At 41.4% G+C, this 16,087-nt stretch carries 18 protein-coding genes; 17 read left to right on the top strand and 1 reads right to left on the bottom strand.

Annotation, left to right across the window (positions count from 1 at the left end; all coding sequences use genetic code 11):
- Positions 1–50: 50 nt before the first annotated feature.
- From MHI08_RS10460 to fni, 9 genes are all read left to right on the top strand, one after another.
- Positions 51–1,022, top strand: coding sequence for a YpdA family putative bacillithiol disulfide reductase (locus tag MHI08_RS10460; protein ID WP_056767160.1), 972 nt, complete (start codon positions 51–53; stop codon positions 1,020–1,022).
- Positions 1,023–1,177: 155 nt separating this feature from the next.
- On the top strand, positions 1,178–1,834 hold the full coding sequence (prsW, locus tag MHI08_RS10455; protein ID WP_024422824.1) for a glutamic-type intramembrane protease PrsW: 657 nt from the start codon (positions 1,178–1,180) through the stop codon (positions 1,832–1,834).
- Between the two features lie 134 nt (positions 1,835–1,968).
- Entirely contained in the window at positions 1,969–2,880 is a 912-nt protein-coding gene (gene sleB, locus MHI08_RS10450; protein WP_056767158.1) for a spore cortex-lytic enzyme, read from the top strand.
- 16 nt (positions 2,881–2,896) lie between these two features.
- On the top strand, positions 2,897–4,246 hold the full coding sequence (gene ypeB / locus MHI08_RS10445; protein WP_056767156.1) for a germination protein YpeB: 1,350 nt from the start codon (positions 2,897–2,899) through the stop codon (positions 4,244–4,246).
- A 102-nt stretch (positions 4,247–4,348) separates the two neighbouring features.
- Positions 4,349–4,996: a flagellar brake domain-containing protein gene (locus MHI08_RS10440; RefSeq protein ID WP_056767155.1), complete on the top strand. Its 648-nt coding sequence runs from the start codon at positions 4,349–4,351 to the stop codon at positions 4,994–4,996.
- A 63-nt stretch (positions 4,997–5,059) separates the two neighbouring features.
- Positions 5,060–5,242: a DUF5359 family protein gene (locus MHI08_RS10435; protein ID WP_024422820.1), complete on the top strand. Its 183-nt coding sequence runs from the start codon at positions 5,060–5,062 to the stop codon at positions 5,240–5,242.
- A 71-nt stretch (positions 5,243–5,313) separates the two neighbouring features.
- A complete protein-coding gene (cmk, locus tag MHI08_RS10430) occupies positions 5,314–5,991 on the top strand; it encodes a (d)CMP kinase (protein ID WP_056767153.1) in 678 nt (225 codons plus the stop codon).
- Between the two features lie 223 nt (positions 5,992–6,214).
- Entirely contained in the window at positions 6,215–7,366 is a 1,152-nt protein-coding gene (rpsA, locus tag MHI08_RS10425) for a 30S ribosomal protein S1 (protein ID WP_056767151.1), read from the top strand.
- A gap of 14 nt (positions 7,367–7,380) precedes the next feature.
- On the top strand, positions 7,381–8,436 hold the full coding sequence (gene fni / locus MHI08_RS10420) for a type 2 isopentenyl-diphosphate Delta-isomerase (protein WP_056767149.1): 1,056 nt from the start codon (positions 7,381–7,383) through the stop codon (positions 8,434–8,436).
- Between the two features lie 217 nt (positions 8,437–8,653).
- On the opposite strand, the gene MHI08_RS10415 is transcribed toward fni, so the two are convergent.
- Complete coding sequence (locus tag MHI08_RS10415; RefSeq protein WP_073206119.1) at positions 8,654–8,785, bottom strand: YpzI family protein; 132 nt, start codon at positions 8,783–8,785, stop codon at positions 8,654–8,656.
- 180 nt (positions 8,786–8,965) lie between these two features.
- On the opposite strand from MHI08_RS10415, the gene MHI08_RS10410 reads away from it, so the two are divergent.
- The 8 genes from MHI08_RS10410 (at position 8,966) to spoIVA (ending at position 16,009) form a co-directional block, all read left to right on the top strand.
- On the top strand, positions 8,966–9,508 hold the full coding sequence (locus MHI08_RS10410) for a hypothetical protein (protein WP_056767147.1): 543 nt from the start codon (positions 8,966–8,968) through the stop codon (positions 9,506–9,508).
- The gene (locus MHI08_RS10405) at positions 9,505–10,389 is read left to right on the top strand and encodes a YIEGIA family protein (protein WP_024422816.1); all 885 of its coding nucleotides are present in this window, start codon (positions 9,505–9,507) and stop codon (positions 10,387–10,389) included. Before MHI08_RS10410 ends, MHI08_RS10405 begins: the two co-directional genes overlap by 4 nt.
- 6 nt (positions 10,390–10,395) lie before the next feature.
- Positions 10,396–10,590 (top strand): hypothetical protein, encoded by a 195-nt coding sequence (locus MHI08_RS10400; RefSeq protein ID WP_008344527.1) that lies wholly within the window; start codon positions 10,396–10,398, stop codon positions 10,588–10,590.
- 159 nt (positions 10,591–10,749) lie between these two features.
- Complete coding sequence (gene der, locus MHI08_RS10395) at positions 10,750–12,060, top strand: ribosome biogenesis GTPase Der (protein ID WP_056767145.1); 1,311 nt, start codon at positions 10,750–10,752, stop codon at positions 12,058–12,060.
- Positions 12,061–12,074: 14 nt separating this feature from the next.
- Positions 12,075–13,112, top strand: coding sequence for an NAD(P)H-dependent glycerol-3-phosphate dehydrogenase (locus MHI08_RS10390; protein ID WP_056767143.1), 1,038 nt, complete (start codon positions 12,075–12,077; stop codon positions 13,110–13,112).
- Between the two features lie 266 nt (positions 13,113–13,378).
- On the top strand, positions 13,379–13,582 hold the full coding sequence (locus MHI08_RS10385; protein ID WP_024422813.1) for a DUF2768 domain-containing protein: 204 nt from the start codon (positions 13,379–13,381) through the stop codon (positions 13,580–13,582).
- Between the two features lie 18 nt (positions 13,583–13,600).
- Complete coding sequence (locus tag MHI08_RS10380; RefSeq protein WP_024428087.1) at positions 13,601–14,326, top strand: hypothetical protein; 726 nt, start codon at positions 13,601–13,603, stop codon at positions 14,324–14,326.
- A 204-nt stretch (positions 14,327–14,530) separates the two neighbouring features.
- On the top strand, positions 14,531–16,009 hold the full coding sequence (gene spoIVA / locus MHI08_RS10375; protein ID WP_008344534.1) for a stage IV sporulation protein A: 1,479 nt from the start codon (positions 14,531–14,533) through the stop codon (positions 16,007–16,009).
- Positions 16,010–16,087 lie beyond the last annotated feature (78 nt).

Raw genomic sequence — 16,087 nt, 5'->3', positions numbered from 1 at the left:
TCAAACAGCCCAGCAATTGTTATTGCAGTGAAATGACAGGAGTGGAACAAATGAAACAAGAAAAAGCGATCATAATAGGAGGCGGCCCATGCGGGTTATCAGCTGCTATCGCATTCAAGCAAATTGGGATTGATGCACTTGTGATTGAAAAGGGGAATGTCGTGAACAGTATTTATCATTACCCAACACATCAAACCTTTTTTAGTACAAGTGAAAAGCTTGAAATCGGTGATGTCGCTTTTATTACTGAGAATCGTAAGCCCGTTCGTATTCAGGCACTTTCTTATTACCGAGAGGTCGTCAGACGAAAAAAACTGCGTGTACATGCTTTTGAAAAAGTAAACGCCGTGACGAAACAAGATGGCCGTTTTACGGTAAATACATCAAAAGACAACTATTCATGTGATTACGTCGTCATTGCGACTGGCTACTATGATCATCCAAACTATATGAACGTCAAAGGAGAAGACCTTCCCCACGTATATCACTATTTTAAAGAAGGACATCCATATTTTGATAAAGATGTGACGGTGATCGGCGGAAAGAACTCCAGTGTGGATGCTGCGCTAGAACTTGTGAAATGCGGAAGCAGAGTCACTGTGCTGTATAGAGGAACTGAATATTCATCCAGCATCAAGCCTTGGATACTACCAGAGTTTGAAGCGCTTGTCCGTAATGGAACAATTCGAATGGAGTTTGGTGCGCAGGTGAAAGAAATCACAGAAGAAGATGTGATCTTTACAAACCAGGAAAATCAAACGGATCGAGTGAAAAGTGACTATGTATTTGCTATGACTGGCTATCACCCAGATCATTCTTTCTTAGAAAAAATGGGTGTCACGATTGATCCAGAATCAGGCCGTCCAGCATTTGATGAACAGACGATGGAAACGAATGTTGAAGGTATTTTCATTGCGGGAGTCATTGCTGCTGGAAATAATGCCAATGAAATTTTCATTGAAAATGGAAGATTTCATGGCGGACTCATTGCAGAAGAAATCAACAAAAGAATCAACGGATAAAAAATGAACTGAATCCTTCAAAGGGGTTCGGTTCTTTTTTATATAAATTGGGATTATATAGAAAGATATTTTTAGAAAAATGGGCCCGAGTCATATAAAAAAAGGGTAAATCATGGTACGATAATGAAGGATAATGTAGGGAAAGAGGTCTGGTTATGATCGCAATCATCTCAGCAGGTTTAGCTCCCGGCATCGCACTTTTAAGTTATTTTTATTTGAAAGATCAGTACGACAATGAGCCGGTTCACATGGTCATCAGATCTTTTATGCTAGGTGTCATACTTGTGTTTCCAACCATGTTTATTCAATATGTCCTTCAAGAGGAAAATATCGCAACAAACCCTATCTTGATTTCATTTGTGACGTCGGGTTTTTTAGAGGAATCATTAAAATGGTTTATTTTAATGGTCAGCGTTTATGCACATGCCCAGTTTGACGAACACTATGACGGAATTGTGTATGGAACGAGTGTCTCACTTGGTTTTGCAACACTTGAAAATATCCTTTACTTAGTCGGTCACGGGGTCGAATATGCGTTTACCCGTGCTTTATTACCTGTATCAAGTCACGCATTATTTGGTGTTGTGATGGGTTTTTATATCGGAAAAGCCCGCTTCTCTGATAAAAAAGAGCAGCGCAAATGGCTGATCCTTTCTTTAACGCTCCCTGTGCTGTTTCACGGCCTGTATGATTTCATTCTATTAGGGATGAAAAACTGGGGATATATCATGGTGCCGTTCATGATTTTTTTATGGTGGTTTGGTTTAAGGAAAGCAAAAAAAGCCCGTGCGGTAAAAATGGTGCAAATTTAATTTTGGAAAACGTCCTATTTGTTTATAGGGCGTTTTTTTGTCTTTTCCATCCAATTCTCTCCTGTGTTGAATGTATAAAAATAGGGATCGGAAGAAACATATATTCAAACATCAAAAGTACAGGAGGATCAAATATGGATAAAGCTCGTTTCATGAAACAAATTGTTCTTATCTTCTCAATCGTTCTTCTTGCGTCTTCACTTTTGACAGTCAGTAAAAGTGAAGCCTTCACCGCCCAAGTCATCCAGCGCGGGGCAACAGGAGAAGATGTAGTCGAGCTGCAAGCGCGGCTCCAATACAATGGTTTTTACAATGGCAAAATCGATGGCGTCTATGGCTGGGGGACGTACTGGGCCGTTCGCAACTTTCAAAGCCAATTTGGCATGAAGAAGGTCGATGGACTTGTAGGTGAGAAAACAAAAAGCTTATTAGTTCAAAAGACGAAATACTACAAAGAGTTTGTTCAAAAGCAGCTGCAGGAAGGGAACCAGTTTACCCATTATGGCGGGAAGCCTCTTGATCAGCAAACAAAGGCTCCTGCGCAAAGAAGCTCGCAAAAAAAGACAGCCCAAGGTACAAACGAAAATCAAAAAAGTCAAGGTGGATCATCTGGGAAGTCTGGCAATCAGTCAGGCAGCCAGCAGGGAAATCAAACACCAAAACAGACAGCAGCCAACATGCCTGGTGGTTTTTCTAGTAATGACATTCAGCTCTTGTCGCAAGCTGTGTACAGTGAAGCAAGAGGTGAGCCGTATGAAGGACAGGTGGCCATCGCGGCCGTTATCTTAAACCGTTTGAACAATCCGACCTTTCCAAATACGATCGCAGGAGTCATTTTTGAACCGCTTGCGTTTACTGCTGTAGCAGATGGGCAATTTTATATGACGCCAGATGAAACGGCAAAAAAAGCTGTATTTGATGCAATCAATGGCTGGGATCCATCTGAGAGCGCCATCTATTACTTTAATCCTGATACAGCAACAAGTCCATGGATTTGGGGAAGACCACAAATTAAACGAATCGGGAAACATATATTCTGCGAATAAAAAGAGGTGTAAATAAATGATCAGAGGAATATTGATTGCTATTTTAGGAATTGCTGTCATCTCAACAGGTTATTGGGGCTATAAAGAACATCAAGAAAAAGACGCCGTACTGCTTCATGCTGAGAACAACTACCAAAGAGCATTCCATGATTTAACGTATCAGGTGGATCAGCTGCATGACAAACTGGGCGCAACACTTGCGATGAACAGCCAAACATCCATCTCACCAGCACTTGCTGATGTATGGAGAATGTCATCAGAAGCGCATAACAATGTCAGCCAGCTCCCGCTTACATTGATGCCTTTTAATAAAACGGAAGAATTCCTGGCGAATGTCGGAGATTTTAGCTACAAATCATCAGTCAAATCTTTATCAGATGAACCATTAAATAAAGATACGCACAAAACCATTACAGCTCTATATAATCAAGCGTCAGATATCCAAAACGAACTTAGACAAGTGCAGCACCTCGTACTTAATAAAAACTTAAAATGGATGGATGTTGAAATGGCGCTCGCTGACGGCGATCGAAAGAACGACAACACCATCATTGACGGGCTGAAAACAGTCGAGAGAAATGCAGATGCATTTGCAGATGTCGATCTTGGGCCTACAAATGTGTCCACAGAAAAAGAAACACAAGGCTACAATCATTTAAAAGGCGATAAGATTTCAAAAAAAGAAGCGATCCGCATTGCACAGCAATTCACACCCGACCATAATCAACATTTTAAAGTGAGAAAAAGCGGCAGCAAAACCAATCGCGACGTGTACAGCTTATCGATGTCTGATCCAGACAGCCATGCAAACTTTTATCTAGACTTAACTGAAAAAGGAGGACACCCAGTCTACCTTCTTCAGAATCGTGACGTGAAAAAACAGAAAATCAGTTTGAATGAGGCATCAGAAAAAGCACTCAGCTTCCTAAAGAAGCAAGGGTTTGACACAGAATCGTTCCATTTAGATGAAAGTGCACAATTTGATAATATCGGTGTATTTACCTATGTTCCTCTTCAGAAAAATGTTCTGCTTTATCCAGATAGTATACGCATGAAAGTCGCATTGGACGATGGTGAGGTTGTTGGGTTTTCAGCGAAGGATTACTTAACGAATCATAAAACACGCGACATTAAAGCACCTAAAATCTCGCAAAAAGAAGCGAAGAAAACATTAAATCAGCATGTAAAGATCGAAGATACTCATTTAGCGATTGTGCAAAATGATATGTCAGAGGAAGTTCTGTGCTATGAGTTCCTCGGAACGATAAAAAACGATACGTATCGCATGTTCATTAATGCAGATAATGGAAAAGAAGAACGAGTAGATAAACTAAAAAACGCAGAACCTATATATAAAGACCTATAGAAAAGGAAACGAGGAAAAGGCTAATAAGTCTTTTCCTTTTGTTTTAGACATGGTTTAATATAGGAGAGGATACGATTTCACAGATGAAAAGAGTGATGAGGAATGTTACAAATAGGGGATGCAATCACAATCGAATATGTCAATGAGAACAAAGAAGTGAAAACAGCAAAATCGAAGGTTTTGGAAAATAATAACGATGATATTTGCATTAATTATCCAGCTGATCAAGAAACGGGACGCACCATCTACTTAAACCAGCAAACAGAAATCACCGTCTTCTTTTTTGACGAAAACCAAATTCCATACAAATGTACAAGCGAAGTCATCGGAAAAAGAAAAGAAGATATTCCGATGATTGTCATTTCCATTCCGCCAAAAGAAGAAATGATTCGCCTTCAGCGAAGAGAATATCTGAGAGTGGATACGATGGTCAAAGCTACTATCATGCAAACGGACGAAGAGGCCTTTGAGACGTTTATTGTAAATATGAGTGCTGGCGGCGTAGCAATCTCTGTTCCTGAGGGCGTGTCATTGAAAGAATATGGAGAAGTGGTCACAGAGTTTGAACTTCCCCTAAAAGAGCCCGTGAAAATAAAAGCGGTTGCAGAGATGAATCGAGTATATGAAGATGAACAGTCTGGCAAAAAAAGAGCGATCATGGAGTTTTCAGAGATCACAAATGAGCACCAGCAGCACATCATGAAATACTGCTTCCAGCAGCAGCTTTTAACACGTGTGAAAAAAGCATAAGAATAAAGGGTGTAAAAAGCTTCCATACTAGAGAGGAAAGAATCTAGCGTGGAGGCTTTTTGTATGAAGACAATGGAAAGATGGTTATTGAAAGTGGTGCTCATTCAGCTTGTTTTATTGCTCACTGTTCAGATCACACTTCATTTGACGAAAGGAGAACTTTTTTTGTCAAAAGTCGTGCAGTATGAGGGTGTGAACAACATGAGCATTGAAGAATGGATTGAAACGTTTAAGCAGAAGGATTGATAGAAAATTCCCCCGTTTGAGCGGTGATCGTGTTACAATTCATAAGGGAGATTCAATCAAGGAGAGGTATTATGAAAAAGAAATTATCTATTGCAATTGACGGTCCTGCAGCAGCAGGCAAAAGCACTGTGGCAAAAATTGTCGCAGCCAAAAAATCATATATTTATATTGATACAGGTGCTATGTACCGCGCGATTACACTTGCGGCACTCAATCAAGGTGTAGATCTTGAAGACGAACAGGCACTTGATTCATTACTGAAAAAAACGGTCATTGAACTAGTAACAACAGACGAGGGTCAAAAAGTCCATCTAAACAATACGGATGTCACAGAGGATATTCGCACAGACCGCGTAAGCAACCAAGTATCGGTTGTTGCAAAGCACAGAGCTGTTCGGGAAGAAATGGTCCGCAGGCAGCAAGAGCTTGGCAAACGAGGCGGCGTCGTTATGGACGGAAGAGACATAGGCACTCACGTACTTCCAGATGCTGAAGTGAAAATTTTCTTGCTTGCATCAGTAGAAGAAAGAGCAAAACGCCGCTTTGAAGAGAATCAGAAAAAAGGCTACGATGTCAATTACGATCAGCTGATCGAAGAGATTGCAAGACGCGATAAGCTTGATTCTGAGCGCGAAGTTTCACCTTTGAAGAAAGCAGATGACGCCATTGAAATTGACACCACTTCCCTTTCTATTCAAGAGGTGGCAGTGAAAATTTTAGATGCAGCAGACCGCGTGGAGAAACAGTAAGAAATTTTAGAAAACTTTTATAAGTTAGAGGTTTATCTCTTGACAAACAAGGTCTTTTATTAGAAGTTTATACTAATACTATTTTTATTGATCATTCAAGCAATTATATTGATTTGAATGTTTCTATAATACATATTCGGCTGGCAATCATCATGCTTAAGACACATATTCGCCCAGTCGTTTTAACTAAGCTGTGTAGGTTTGGACCAAGGAGGTTATCGAAATGACAGAGGAAATGAATCAAATCGATGTTCAGGTACCAGAGGTTGGAGATGTAGTGAAAGGGATTGTTTCTAAAGTTGAGGACAAGCATGTCAATGTAGATATCGTCAATGTGAAACAACCTGGTATCATCCCAATCAGTGAATTATCAAGTCTTCACGTTGAAAAAGCATCAGATGTCGTGAAAGATGGCGACGAGTTAGAGCTTAAAGTAACAAAGGTCGAAGACGATGCTTTGATTTTATCTAAACGTGCTGTTGATGCAGACCGCGCTTGGGAAGACCTAGAGAAAAAGTTTGACACAAAAGAAGTATTTGAAGCTGAAGTAAAAGACGTTGTAAAAGGTGGTCTTGTCGTTGACATTGGTGTGCGCGGATTTATTCCTGCATCTCTTGTAGAAGCACACTATGTAGAAGACTTCACAGATTACAAAGGGAAAACACTCTCACTTGTCGTGGTAGAACTTGACCGCGAAAAAAATCGCGTGATTCTCTCGCACCGTGCAGTCGTTGAGCAAGAGCAATTAGACAAAAAGCAAGACTTCCTGCAAAAGCTTGAAGTAGGCAGTGTGATTGATGGTAAAGTGCAGAGGCTTACTGATTTTGGTGCATTTGTTGACATTGGCGGCATTGATGGATTAGTTCACATTTCTCAACTATCCCATGCGCATGTTGAAAAGCCATCTGACGTAGTAGAAGAAGGACAGGAAGTCAAGGTCAAAGTACTTGCTGTTGATCGTGATAACGAACGTATCTCACTATCTATTAAAGAAACATTACCAGGACCTTGGAGCCAAATTGGTGAAAAGGTAAAACAAGGTGATGTGCTTGAAGGAACCGTTCAACGTCTTGTGAGCTTTGGTGCATTTGTTGAAATTCTGCCAGGTGTAGAAGGGCTTGTGCATATTTCCCAAATCTCTCATAAACATATCGGCACGCCGCAAGAAGTCCTTGAAGAAGGGCAGACTGTGAAAGTGAAAGTGCTTGATGTGAATGAAGACGAAGAGCGCATTTCACTAAGCATCCGTGATTTAGAAGAAAATCCTGAAAAACAAATCGAAGAGGATTATCGTCAATATCAGGCGAAAGAAGAAAATACAAGCGGCTTCCAGCTTGGTGACCTGATCGGCGATAAACTCAATAAACTAAAATAATTTGGTGATCAAAATTGACGCGAGCAGAAAGAAAGAAGCAGCATATTGAGCATGCGTTGTCCACTGGCCAGCATGCAGCAACAGGTTTAGATGATGTTTCCTTCGTTCACGCCAGTTTACCAGATCTTGCGACATCACAAATTGATACACATACGACAATTGGCGGACTGACTTTCGGTTCGCCAATTTTTATCAATGCAATGACTGGCGGAGGCGGAGAATCCACCTATGAGATCAACCGCTCTTTATCGATCGCAGCGAAGGAGACCAACATCCCAGTAGCAGTTGGATCACAAATGGCTGCACTGAAAGATAAAGAAGAAAGACGAACATATGAAGTCGTTCGTAAAGTCAATCCGGATGGAATTGTATTTGCGAATTTAGGCAGTGAAGCGACAATGAAGCAAGCTCAAGAAGCAGTCAACATGCTCGAGGCAAATATGCTCCAAATTCATCTGAATGTCATCCAAGAGATTGTCATGCCTGAAGGCGATCGCGATTTCAGGGGGGCGCTTGAGCGGATTGCAGCTATCGTTGAATCTGTTGGTGTGCCTGTTGTTGTAAAAGAAGTCGGATTTGGCATGAGTAAGGAGACGGCAGGAAAGTTATTCCATGCTGGGGTTGCAGCCGTTGATGTAGGCGGATTTGGTGGAACGAACTTTTCTAAGATTGAAAATCTCCGCCGCCAAAAAGCACTTCGTTATTTTGATCAATGGGGAATTCCAACTGCAGCGAGTCTTGCTGAAGTACATACAGCCTTTCCGAATCAAACGATTTTAGCCTCGGGAGGTATTCAAGATGCTCTTGATGTAACCAAATCAATGGCTCTTGGCGCATCTGCTGCTGGTCTAGCTGGATTTTTCTTAAAATCATTGACCAGTGGAGGAGAAAGCGGCCTCATCGCAAATATCATGGAACTTCAAGAAGATATCAAGATGATGATGACAGTGCTTGGTGTGAAGACGATTGAAGAACTGAGACAGGCTCAAGTTGTGATCTCGGGGGAAACAAGTCATTGGCTCAAAGAAAGAGGCGTTGACACAACGTACTATAGTAAGAGAGGCATGTGATATCACATGCCTCAGCGCGTAGACAAACCCTCGCATTCGGCGTCAGTCCTGCGTGCCGGTGCTCACGAATGTACAATTCGCTCCGCTCCGGTACTCGTCCTTCCTAGGGCTGCAAAGGTTTTCTATCACGCTGAAAAGAAGACAAAGGACTAAAATAAACATCATTTTAGCCCTTTGTCAACAAATCTAAGGCATGTGATGATCACATGCCTTTTTTTTATTGATTTCTTTTTCGAGCGCTTTCTGGACCTTCTAATGCTGTTGCACCCTTATGATGAATGGATTGATCGCGGTCAGATTCCACTCTTCTTGACGCCTTTAAACGCTTTTCCTGTCTATCTTTTCCCATCATGTATCCCTCCTCAGGTTATTAGGGTGTCACCTCTTGTTTATTTCATACAAAGCCGGTAACGATCCGCATGTTTAAAAATTGGAGATTTTCCCATAATGTAATTGAGGTGATGAGGCGTTGGAGGCTTTGTACTATTATTGGTCTATATGGTTCGTTTGGATTATGGTGACATTTATCATGGGAAAAAGTTTGTGGCGCAGCGTGCTGGGCATTTGTGTACTTGTCCATATTATATTCAGTCATGTTATGATATCCGTTTTAGATATAAGCATCAATGCGGGTTTCTTGATGACTTTTTTATATGCATGTGCTGCTTTCGTCATATTCAGGCCTAGTTACCGAATGATGAGAATCATGCAATTGGGCTCGATGGTGAGCGCGTATGCCTTTTTTATGATATTTGCATTATATGACCCTGTTTGGTTCACGATAATAAAGGTGGATTGGGTCGTATTTGCCCTGCTGATCTTAATGTGTATGACATATGGACAGCCGTTAACGGAAAGAATCACCTTATGGATGATGTCAGTATGTCTCGGCGAAGCCCTTTATGCGCTGACGATTCACCGCCTCACATCATCAATTGTCATAGGGGATCTCTCTTTTCTTTCCTTCGTTGTACAAGGAGCCGTCTTCCTATTAGGTGTCGATCAGTTTGAAAAGCTCTTGAACGCCCGTTCATCAAGAAAATCAGTAAAAGGGGCTGCAAAATCAACATGACAGATTATACGTTTCCTGTGATTATTGGTGTCATCTTTGGGATGGCGGCCAGACTTTACATGTTAAGAACGGATTACCGGCAATACCCTACGTATATTCATGGACAAGTGATTCACATTGCACTTGGTTTTATTGCGTCAGGATTAGGTGCGATCATTATGCCTGCACTAATTCAGGAGGAATTTACAGCGATTACCTTTCTCACTTTGGCAGCCACGCAATTTCGAGATGTCCGAAATATGGAAAGAAATACGTTAACCCAAATGGATTCGTATGAGCTTGTCTCACGAGGCAGTACATATATAGAAGGCATTGCCATTGCCTTTGAAAGTCGAAATTATATTGCGATTCTCACTGCACTTATTACAACGACAGCCTGTATTTTCTTCTCGCTTGTTGTTGGAACAGTAGTCGGTATTCTTTGTTTTTTCATGGCAAAGCTATTAATGTCAGGCAGTCAATTAAAGGATATCGTCAGCATTCAAAAAGGGGAACTTCGCTTTGATGGGGCAGGGCTTTATGTGAATGATATATACATTATGAATATCGGGCTGCCCGAAAAGCAAAAGCTCATTTTAGAGCATGGGATGGGTTTTATTTTGACGCCGAAAAATTTCAACTCTGCTACAACGATTGCTAACCTTGGGCAGCGGCAAGCCATTTTATTTGATTTATCGAACGTGCTTGGCGTGTACCGCGATTCTGGTGAACCATCGCTCTGTCCGCTCGCAAAACGTGATCTGAATACCGGTACACTTGGTGTGTTCATTTTACCGCAATGGCAGCGTGAAGATTTGGCTGTCCGTGTATTAGAAGAGGTGCCTATTTTAGAAAATGCCATAAGAATGCCGACAGATTTCATTAAAAAGAAAGTGAGGTAATAGGGCATGGCGAACACCATTGAACAATTTATATTGGCTGTGGCAACAACTAATAAAGAGCGGGTCATTGGCGGAACAGCGGTTTTTTTCTGTGAAAATAAAGAAGAGCTCGACATGTATGCCATGAATTTAGAGGCCATTTTAGATGGAATTGCACACGGCATTGGAGAAGATCTTTACTTGATTGTCAAACATTTTTAAGTTATTCATTGTGGTCTGATTAAAAATTGATATAATATATAAGTTGAACCCTTCATGTTTGAAGGGTTTATTTCATAAAACTGAATGAAAATTATAAATCCCGGTTGAAACATGATGATGAACATATTGAATCGCGGCTGGATTGAAAGGAAGGGTACTATGGGTAAACCTGTCGTAGCCATTGTTGGAAGGCCCAACGTTGGAAAATCTACAATTTTTAATCGAATCGCAGGCGAAAGAATATCGATTGTAGAAGACACACCTGGTGTAACAAGAGATCGAATCTATAGCTCTGCTGAATGGTTAAATTATGACTTTAATTTAATAGATACTGGTGGAATTGATATTGGAGATGAGCCATTCTTGGCGCAAATTCGCCATCAGGCAGAAATCGCAATGGACGAAGCGGATGTCATTATCTTTATGGTGAATGGCCGAGATGGCGTGACATCTGCGGATGAAGAAGTCGCAAAAATTTTATATCGCACGAAAAAGCCAGTTGTACTTGCTGTCAATAAACTGGACAACCCTGAAATGAGAAGCGACGTGTATGACTTTTATGCACTCGGATTTGGCGAGCCGTATCCGATTTCTGGAACACACGGATTAGGTCTTGGTGATCTGCTTGATGCAGTGGCAGAACATTTTAAGAATTTACCGGATACGCAATATGATGAAGAAGTTGTCCAGTTCTGCTTAATTGGCCGTCCCAATGTAGGGAAATCTTCTTTAGTGAATGCGATGCTCGGAGAAGACCGCGTCATTGTCAGCAACATCGCTGGTACAACAAGAGATGCTGTCGATACGATGTTTACGTACAATCAGCGTGACTTTGTCATTGTTGATACAGCAGGTATGAGGAAAAAAGGGAAAGTATATGAAACAACAGAGAAATACAGTGTACTTCGTGCATTAAAAGCCATTGACCGCTCTGACGTTGTCGCTGTTGTACTTGACGGCGAGGAAGGCATTATTGAGCAGGATAAACGAATTGCTGGATATGCACACGAAGCTGGTAAAGCAGTTGTCATCATTGTGAACAAATGGGATGCTGTTGAAAAAGATGAGCGTACGATGAAGGAATTTGAGCAAAACATCCGCGAGCATTTTCAATTCCTTGATTATGCAGCTGTCTTGTTTATGTCTGCTCTTACGAAAAAGAGAATTCATACATTAATGCCGTCCATTATCACAGCAAGCGAAAACCATGCAATGCGCGTTCAAACCAATATTTTAAATGATATCATCATGGATGCGGTGGCGATGAATCCAACGCCGACCCATAACGGACAGCGCCTAAAGATTTACTATGCAACACAGGTGGCCATTAAGCCTCCTTCCTTCGTTGTGTTTGTCAACGATCCAGAGCTTATGCACTTTTCTTATGAGCGTTTCCTAGAAAACCGCATTCGAGATGCATTTGGTTTTGAAGGAACACCGATTAAAATATTTGCGAGAGCGAGAAAATAAAAAGGGTGAGCAGGATGAAGAAAATTTCAGTACTTGGAGCAGGCAGCTGGGGGACAGCTCTTGCGCTTGTATTAGCTGATAATCATCATGATGTACACATGTGGGGACATAGACAAGAGCTCATTGATCAAATCAATGAGAAACATGAAAATCATGATTACTTGCCAAATGTCGAACTGCCAGCGTCTATTCAGGCGACAACCGATATGAAGCAGGCTTTAGAGGGGACAGAGGCGGTTATTGTCGCTGTGCCAACAAAGGCCATTCGTGAGGTATTGAAGCAGGCAAATGAGCTGATCTCATCGAAGGTGCCATTTGTCCATGTCAGTAAGGGAATTGAACCAGATACACTTCTTAGAATTTCTCAAATGATTGAACAAGAAGTCCCATCTGAGAAAAGAGAGGCTGTCGTTGTCCTATCAGGACCGAGTCATGCAGAAGAAGTAGGTCTGCGTCATCCGACAACTGTCACTGTCTCGTCAGAAAACATTGAAGCAGCTCAATTTGTTCAAGATTTGTTCATGAACAATCATTTTAGAGTGTACACAAACCCTGATGTGATTGGGGTGGAAATTGGCGGCGCATTGAAAAATATCATTGCTCTTGCGGCTGGTATTACAGACGGACTTGGATATGGTGACAATGCAAAAGCGGCGCTTATCACAAGAGGACTTGCTGAAATCGCACGTCTTGGCACAAAAATGGGAGGGAATCCCCTTACATTTGCTGGATTAACAGGCGTTGGCGATTTGATCGTGACATGTACAAGTGTTCATTCGCGTAACTGGCGCTGCGGGAATTTACTCGGTAAAGGATATAAGCTCGAAGAAGTGCTTGAAAAAATGGGCATGGTTGTCGAAGGCGTCCGCACAACAAAAGGCGCTTATCAGCTCTCCAAAGAATACAAGGTCAGCATGCCGATCACAAAGGCTCTTTACGGCGTCCTGTTTGAAGGGAAAAAGGTGGACGATGCTGTAGAATCATTGATGGCACGTGTGAAAACACATGAGATGGAAGACCTTGTGAACATGTTTGAAAACCAAACAAAATAAAAGGAAAGACTGAACTTAGGCATGTAGAGGATGCAAGAAGGGGAAGACTTGCATAACATAGCAATGAAGTTTGAATAGAGCTTTGCCTCTACAGAATGAGGAAAATAGTCGATCCAATGACTGAAGCAGAGTCCCCCTCTTTGCTTCAGTTTTTTTATGCGCTTTTTTCTGAATGATTGGAAAAATGATTGATATTTACCTTATTTTTGGTTTAAAATGAAATATAAACGCTTACAATTCGTTCGTTTTGAAGGGGGACAGGCACGATGAGTTTTGCTTTAATCAAGATGTGGTTTGCGCTTGGTTCAATGGGGCTCATGTTTTTAGCCGTAGTAACCATTTATCTCAGCAGGTTTAAGCTGAAAAGCAAATTTCTTAAAATAACGGCCTCGACCGTTGCATACAGCTTGATGCTGATATCAGGTATCATTGTGTTTTTAGTTGTCTTTAGCGGACCGGTCAATGAATAAAGAAAAAGGAAGAATGTGATGATCAAAGCAAAAGTCAGTGTCACACTGTTAGCACTTATTTTATTAACAGGATGTCTGTATCCAGAAAATCGCAAAGCTGAGAACCGGGTGCCATACGAAGAGCAGCTGCAAAGTGTACAGACAGCGATTGAGGAATTTCAAAAAGCAACAAATGGTCTTTTGCCTATAGAAACGAAAGAAGCAGACACGCCGGTTTATCAGAAATATGTCATCGACTTTAAGCGCTTGTCACCAAGATATTTACACGATGTACCGTCTACATCTTATGAAGGCGGGGGCGAATATATTTATGTCCTCACAGACGTCGAAAAGAAACCCACTGTGAAACTGCTTGATGTCAAAATGACACAGACCATCAATGAATTACGGCTTAGAATCAAGATGTATCAAGATGAACATACATATCCGCCATACGGCAAAGTCGTATCAGCCAATTTATATACGCTAAATGAAAAAAAACTAGGATTAAAATCGCCGCCTGCGGTGATAAGTCCTGTGACAGGGAATTCCCTCCCACTACTGATTTCATCAAACGGTGACATCTATGTGGACTACCGCAGTGATTTTGCTCACATTTTGAAGAATACGAAGCAAAAGCTGAAACCAGGTGAAAACATTCAAGATGTATATTGGCAGGAAACCCCGTTTGTACCCGCGTTTTCTGTCCCATATACCATCAACAAAAAAGGTGAGCCTGCCTTTTTAGAAAAAAAGACGTCATAAACAAGAATGAACCTTTTTCCTCTGCATATAAATGAGGAGAAAGGTTTTTTTATGGCTAAACTTACTCTCAAAACAAAAAGGTGTCATATTCAAATAGGACAACGTCATACACATATATTGTCCAGACACCTTTCAAGCACAGTTTGATTGAAGAATAGAGTATTTCATTTGAAAACGAGGATAGCAAGTCCGGGAGGGGATCACTTGGAAAAAGTCGATATTTTCAAGGATATCGCTGAACGAACAGGAGGCGATATATATTTAGGAGTCGTTGGCGCTGTTCGTACAGGGAAATCTACGTTTATTAAAAAGTTTATGGAGCTCGTGGTGCTCCCGAATATCAATAATGAGGCAGATCGTGCAAGGGCACAGGATGAATTGCCGCAAAGCGCAGCAGGAAAAACCATTATGACCACAGAGCCTAAATTTGTACCGAATCAAGCAGCATCAATTCACGTGAGTGACGGTCTTGATGTCAACATCAGGCTTGTCGATTGTGTGGGATACACTGTCCCTGGTGCGCGCGGGTATGAAGATGAAAATGGCCCAAGAATGATCAATACGCCGTGGTATGAAGAGCCAATCCCGTTTCATGAAGCAGCGGAAATTGGTACACGCAAGGTCATTCAAGAGCATTCAACAATAGGTGTAGTGATTACAACAGATGGTTCCATTGGAGAAATTCCAAGACATGATTATATTGAATCTGAAGAACGTGTGATTGATGAACTCAAAGAGGTTGGAAAGCCATTTATTATGGTCATTAACTCTGTGAGGCCATATCATCCTGAAACAGAAGCGCTCCGGCAGGAACTTAGCCAAAAGTATGATATTCCAGTACTCGCCATGAGCGTAGAAAGTATGAGAGAGCAAGACGTACTCAGCGTTCTTCGTGAAGCATTATATGAATTCCCAGTCCTAGAGGTGAATGTGAACCTGCCAAGCTGGGTGATGGTGCTAAAAGAAGATCACTGGCTGAGAGAGAGCTATCAGGATTCAGTAAAGGAAACTGTAAAGGATATTAAAAGATTAAGAGATGTCGACCGTGTCGTTGGTCAATTCAGTGAATTTGATTTTATCGAAAGAGCGGGTTTAGCAGGAATTGAAATGGGTCAGGGGATTGCGGAGATTGACCTGTATGCGCCAGATGATCTATATGATCATATTTTAAAAGAAGTGGTTGGTGTAGAAATTAGAGGAAAAGACCATCTTCTAGAGCTCATGCAAGACTTTGCTCATGCTAAGACAGAATATGATCAAGTATCAGACGCATTAAAAATGGTGAAGCAGACTGGTTACGGGATTGCAGCGCCAGCGCTATCAGATATGAGTTTAGATGAGCCGGAAATCATTAGGCAGGGGTCAAGATTCGGCGTGAGATTAAAAGCGGTCGCTCCATCTATTCATATGATCAAAGTAGATGTAGAGAGCGAATTTGCACCGATTATCGGAACAGAAAAACAAAGTGAAGAGCTCGTCCGCTACTTAATGCAAGACTTTGAAGATGATCCGCTTTCGATCTGGAATTCAGATATATTTGGCCGCTCCCTCAGCTCCCTTGTCAGAGAAGGCATTCAAGCGAAGCTGTCTCTCATGCCGGAAAACGCAAGATATAAGCTGAAGGAAACGCTTGAAAGAATCATTAACGAAGGATCAGGCGGTTTGATCGCGATTATTTTATAGCAAGTGAGACCTCTCATTGATGGGGTCTTTTTTTGCGTGTAGAATGAGTCATAAAAAGACAATTGTATAAAGATTAGT

Origin of the sequence: Bacillus sp. FSL M7-0791, from assembly GCF_038627085.1 — a bacterium.
Taxonomy (GTDB): domain Bacteria; phylum Bacillota; class Bacilli; order Bacillales; family Bacillaceae; genus Bacillus; species Bacillus safensis.
The sequence above is the reverse complement of the archived record's forward strand: the minus strand, read 5'-3'. Positions and strand labels throughout refer to the sequence as shown.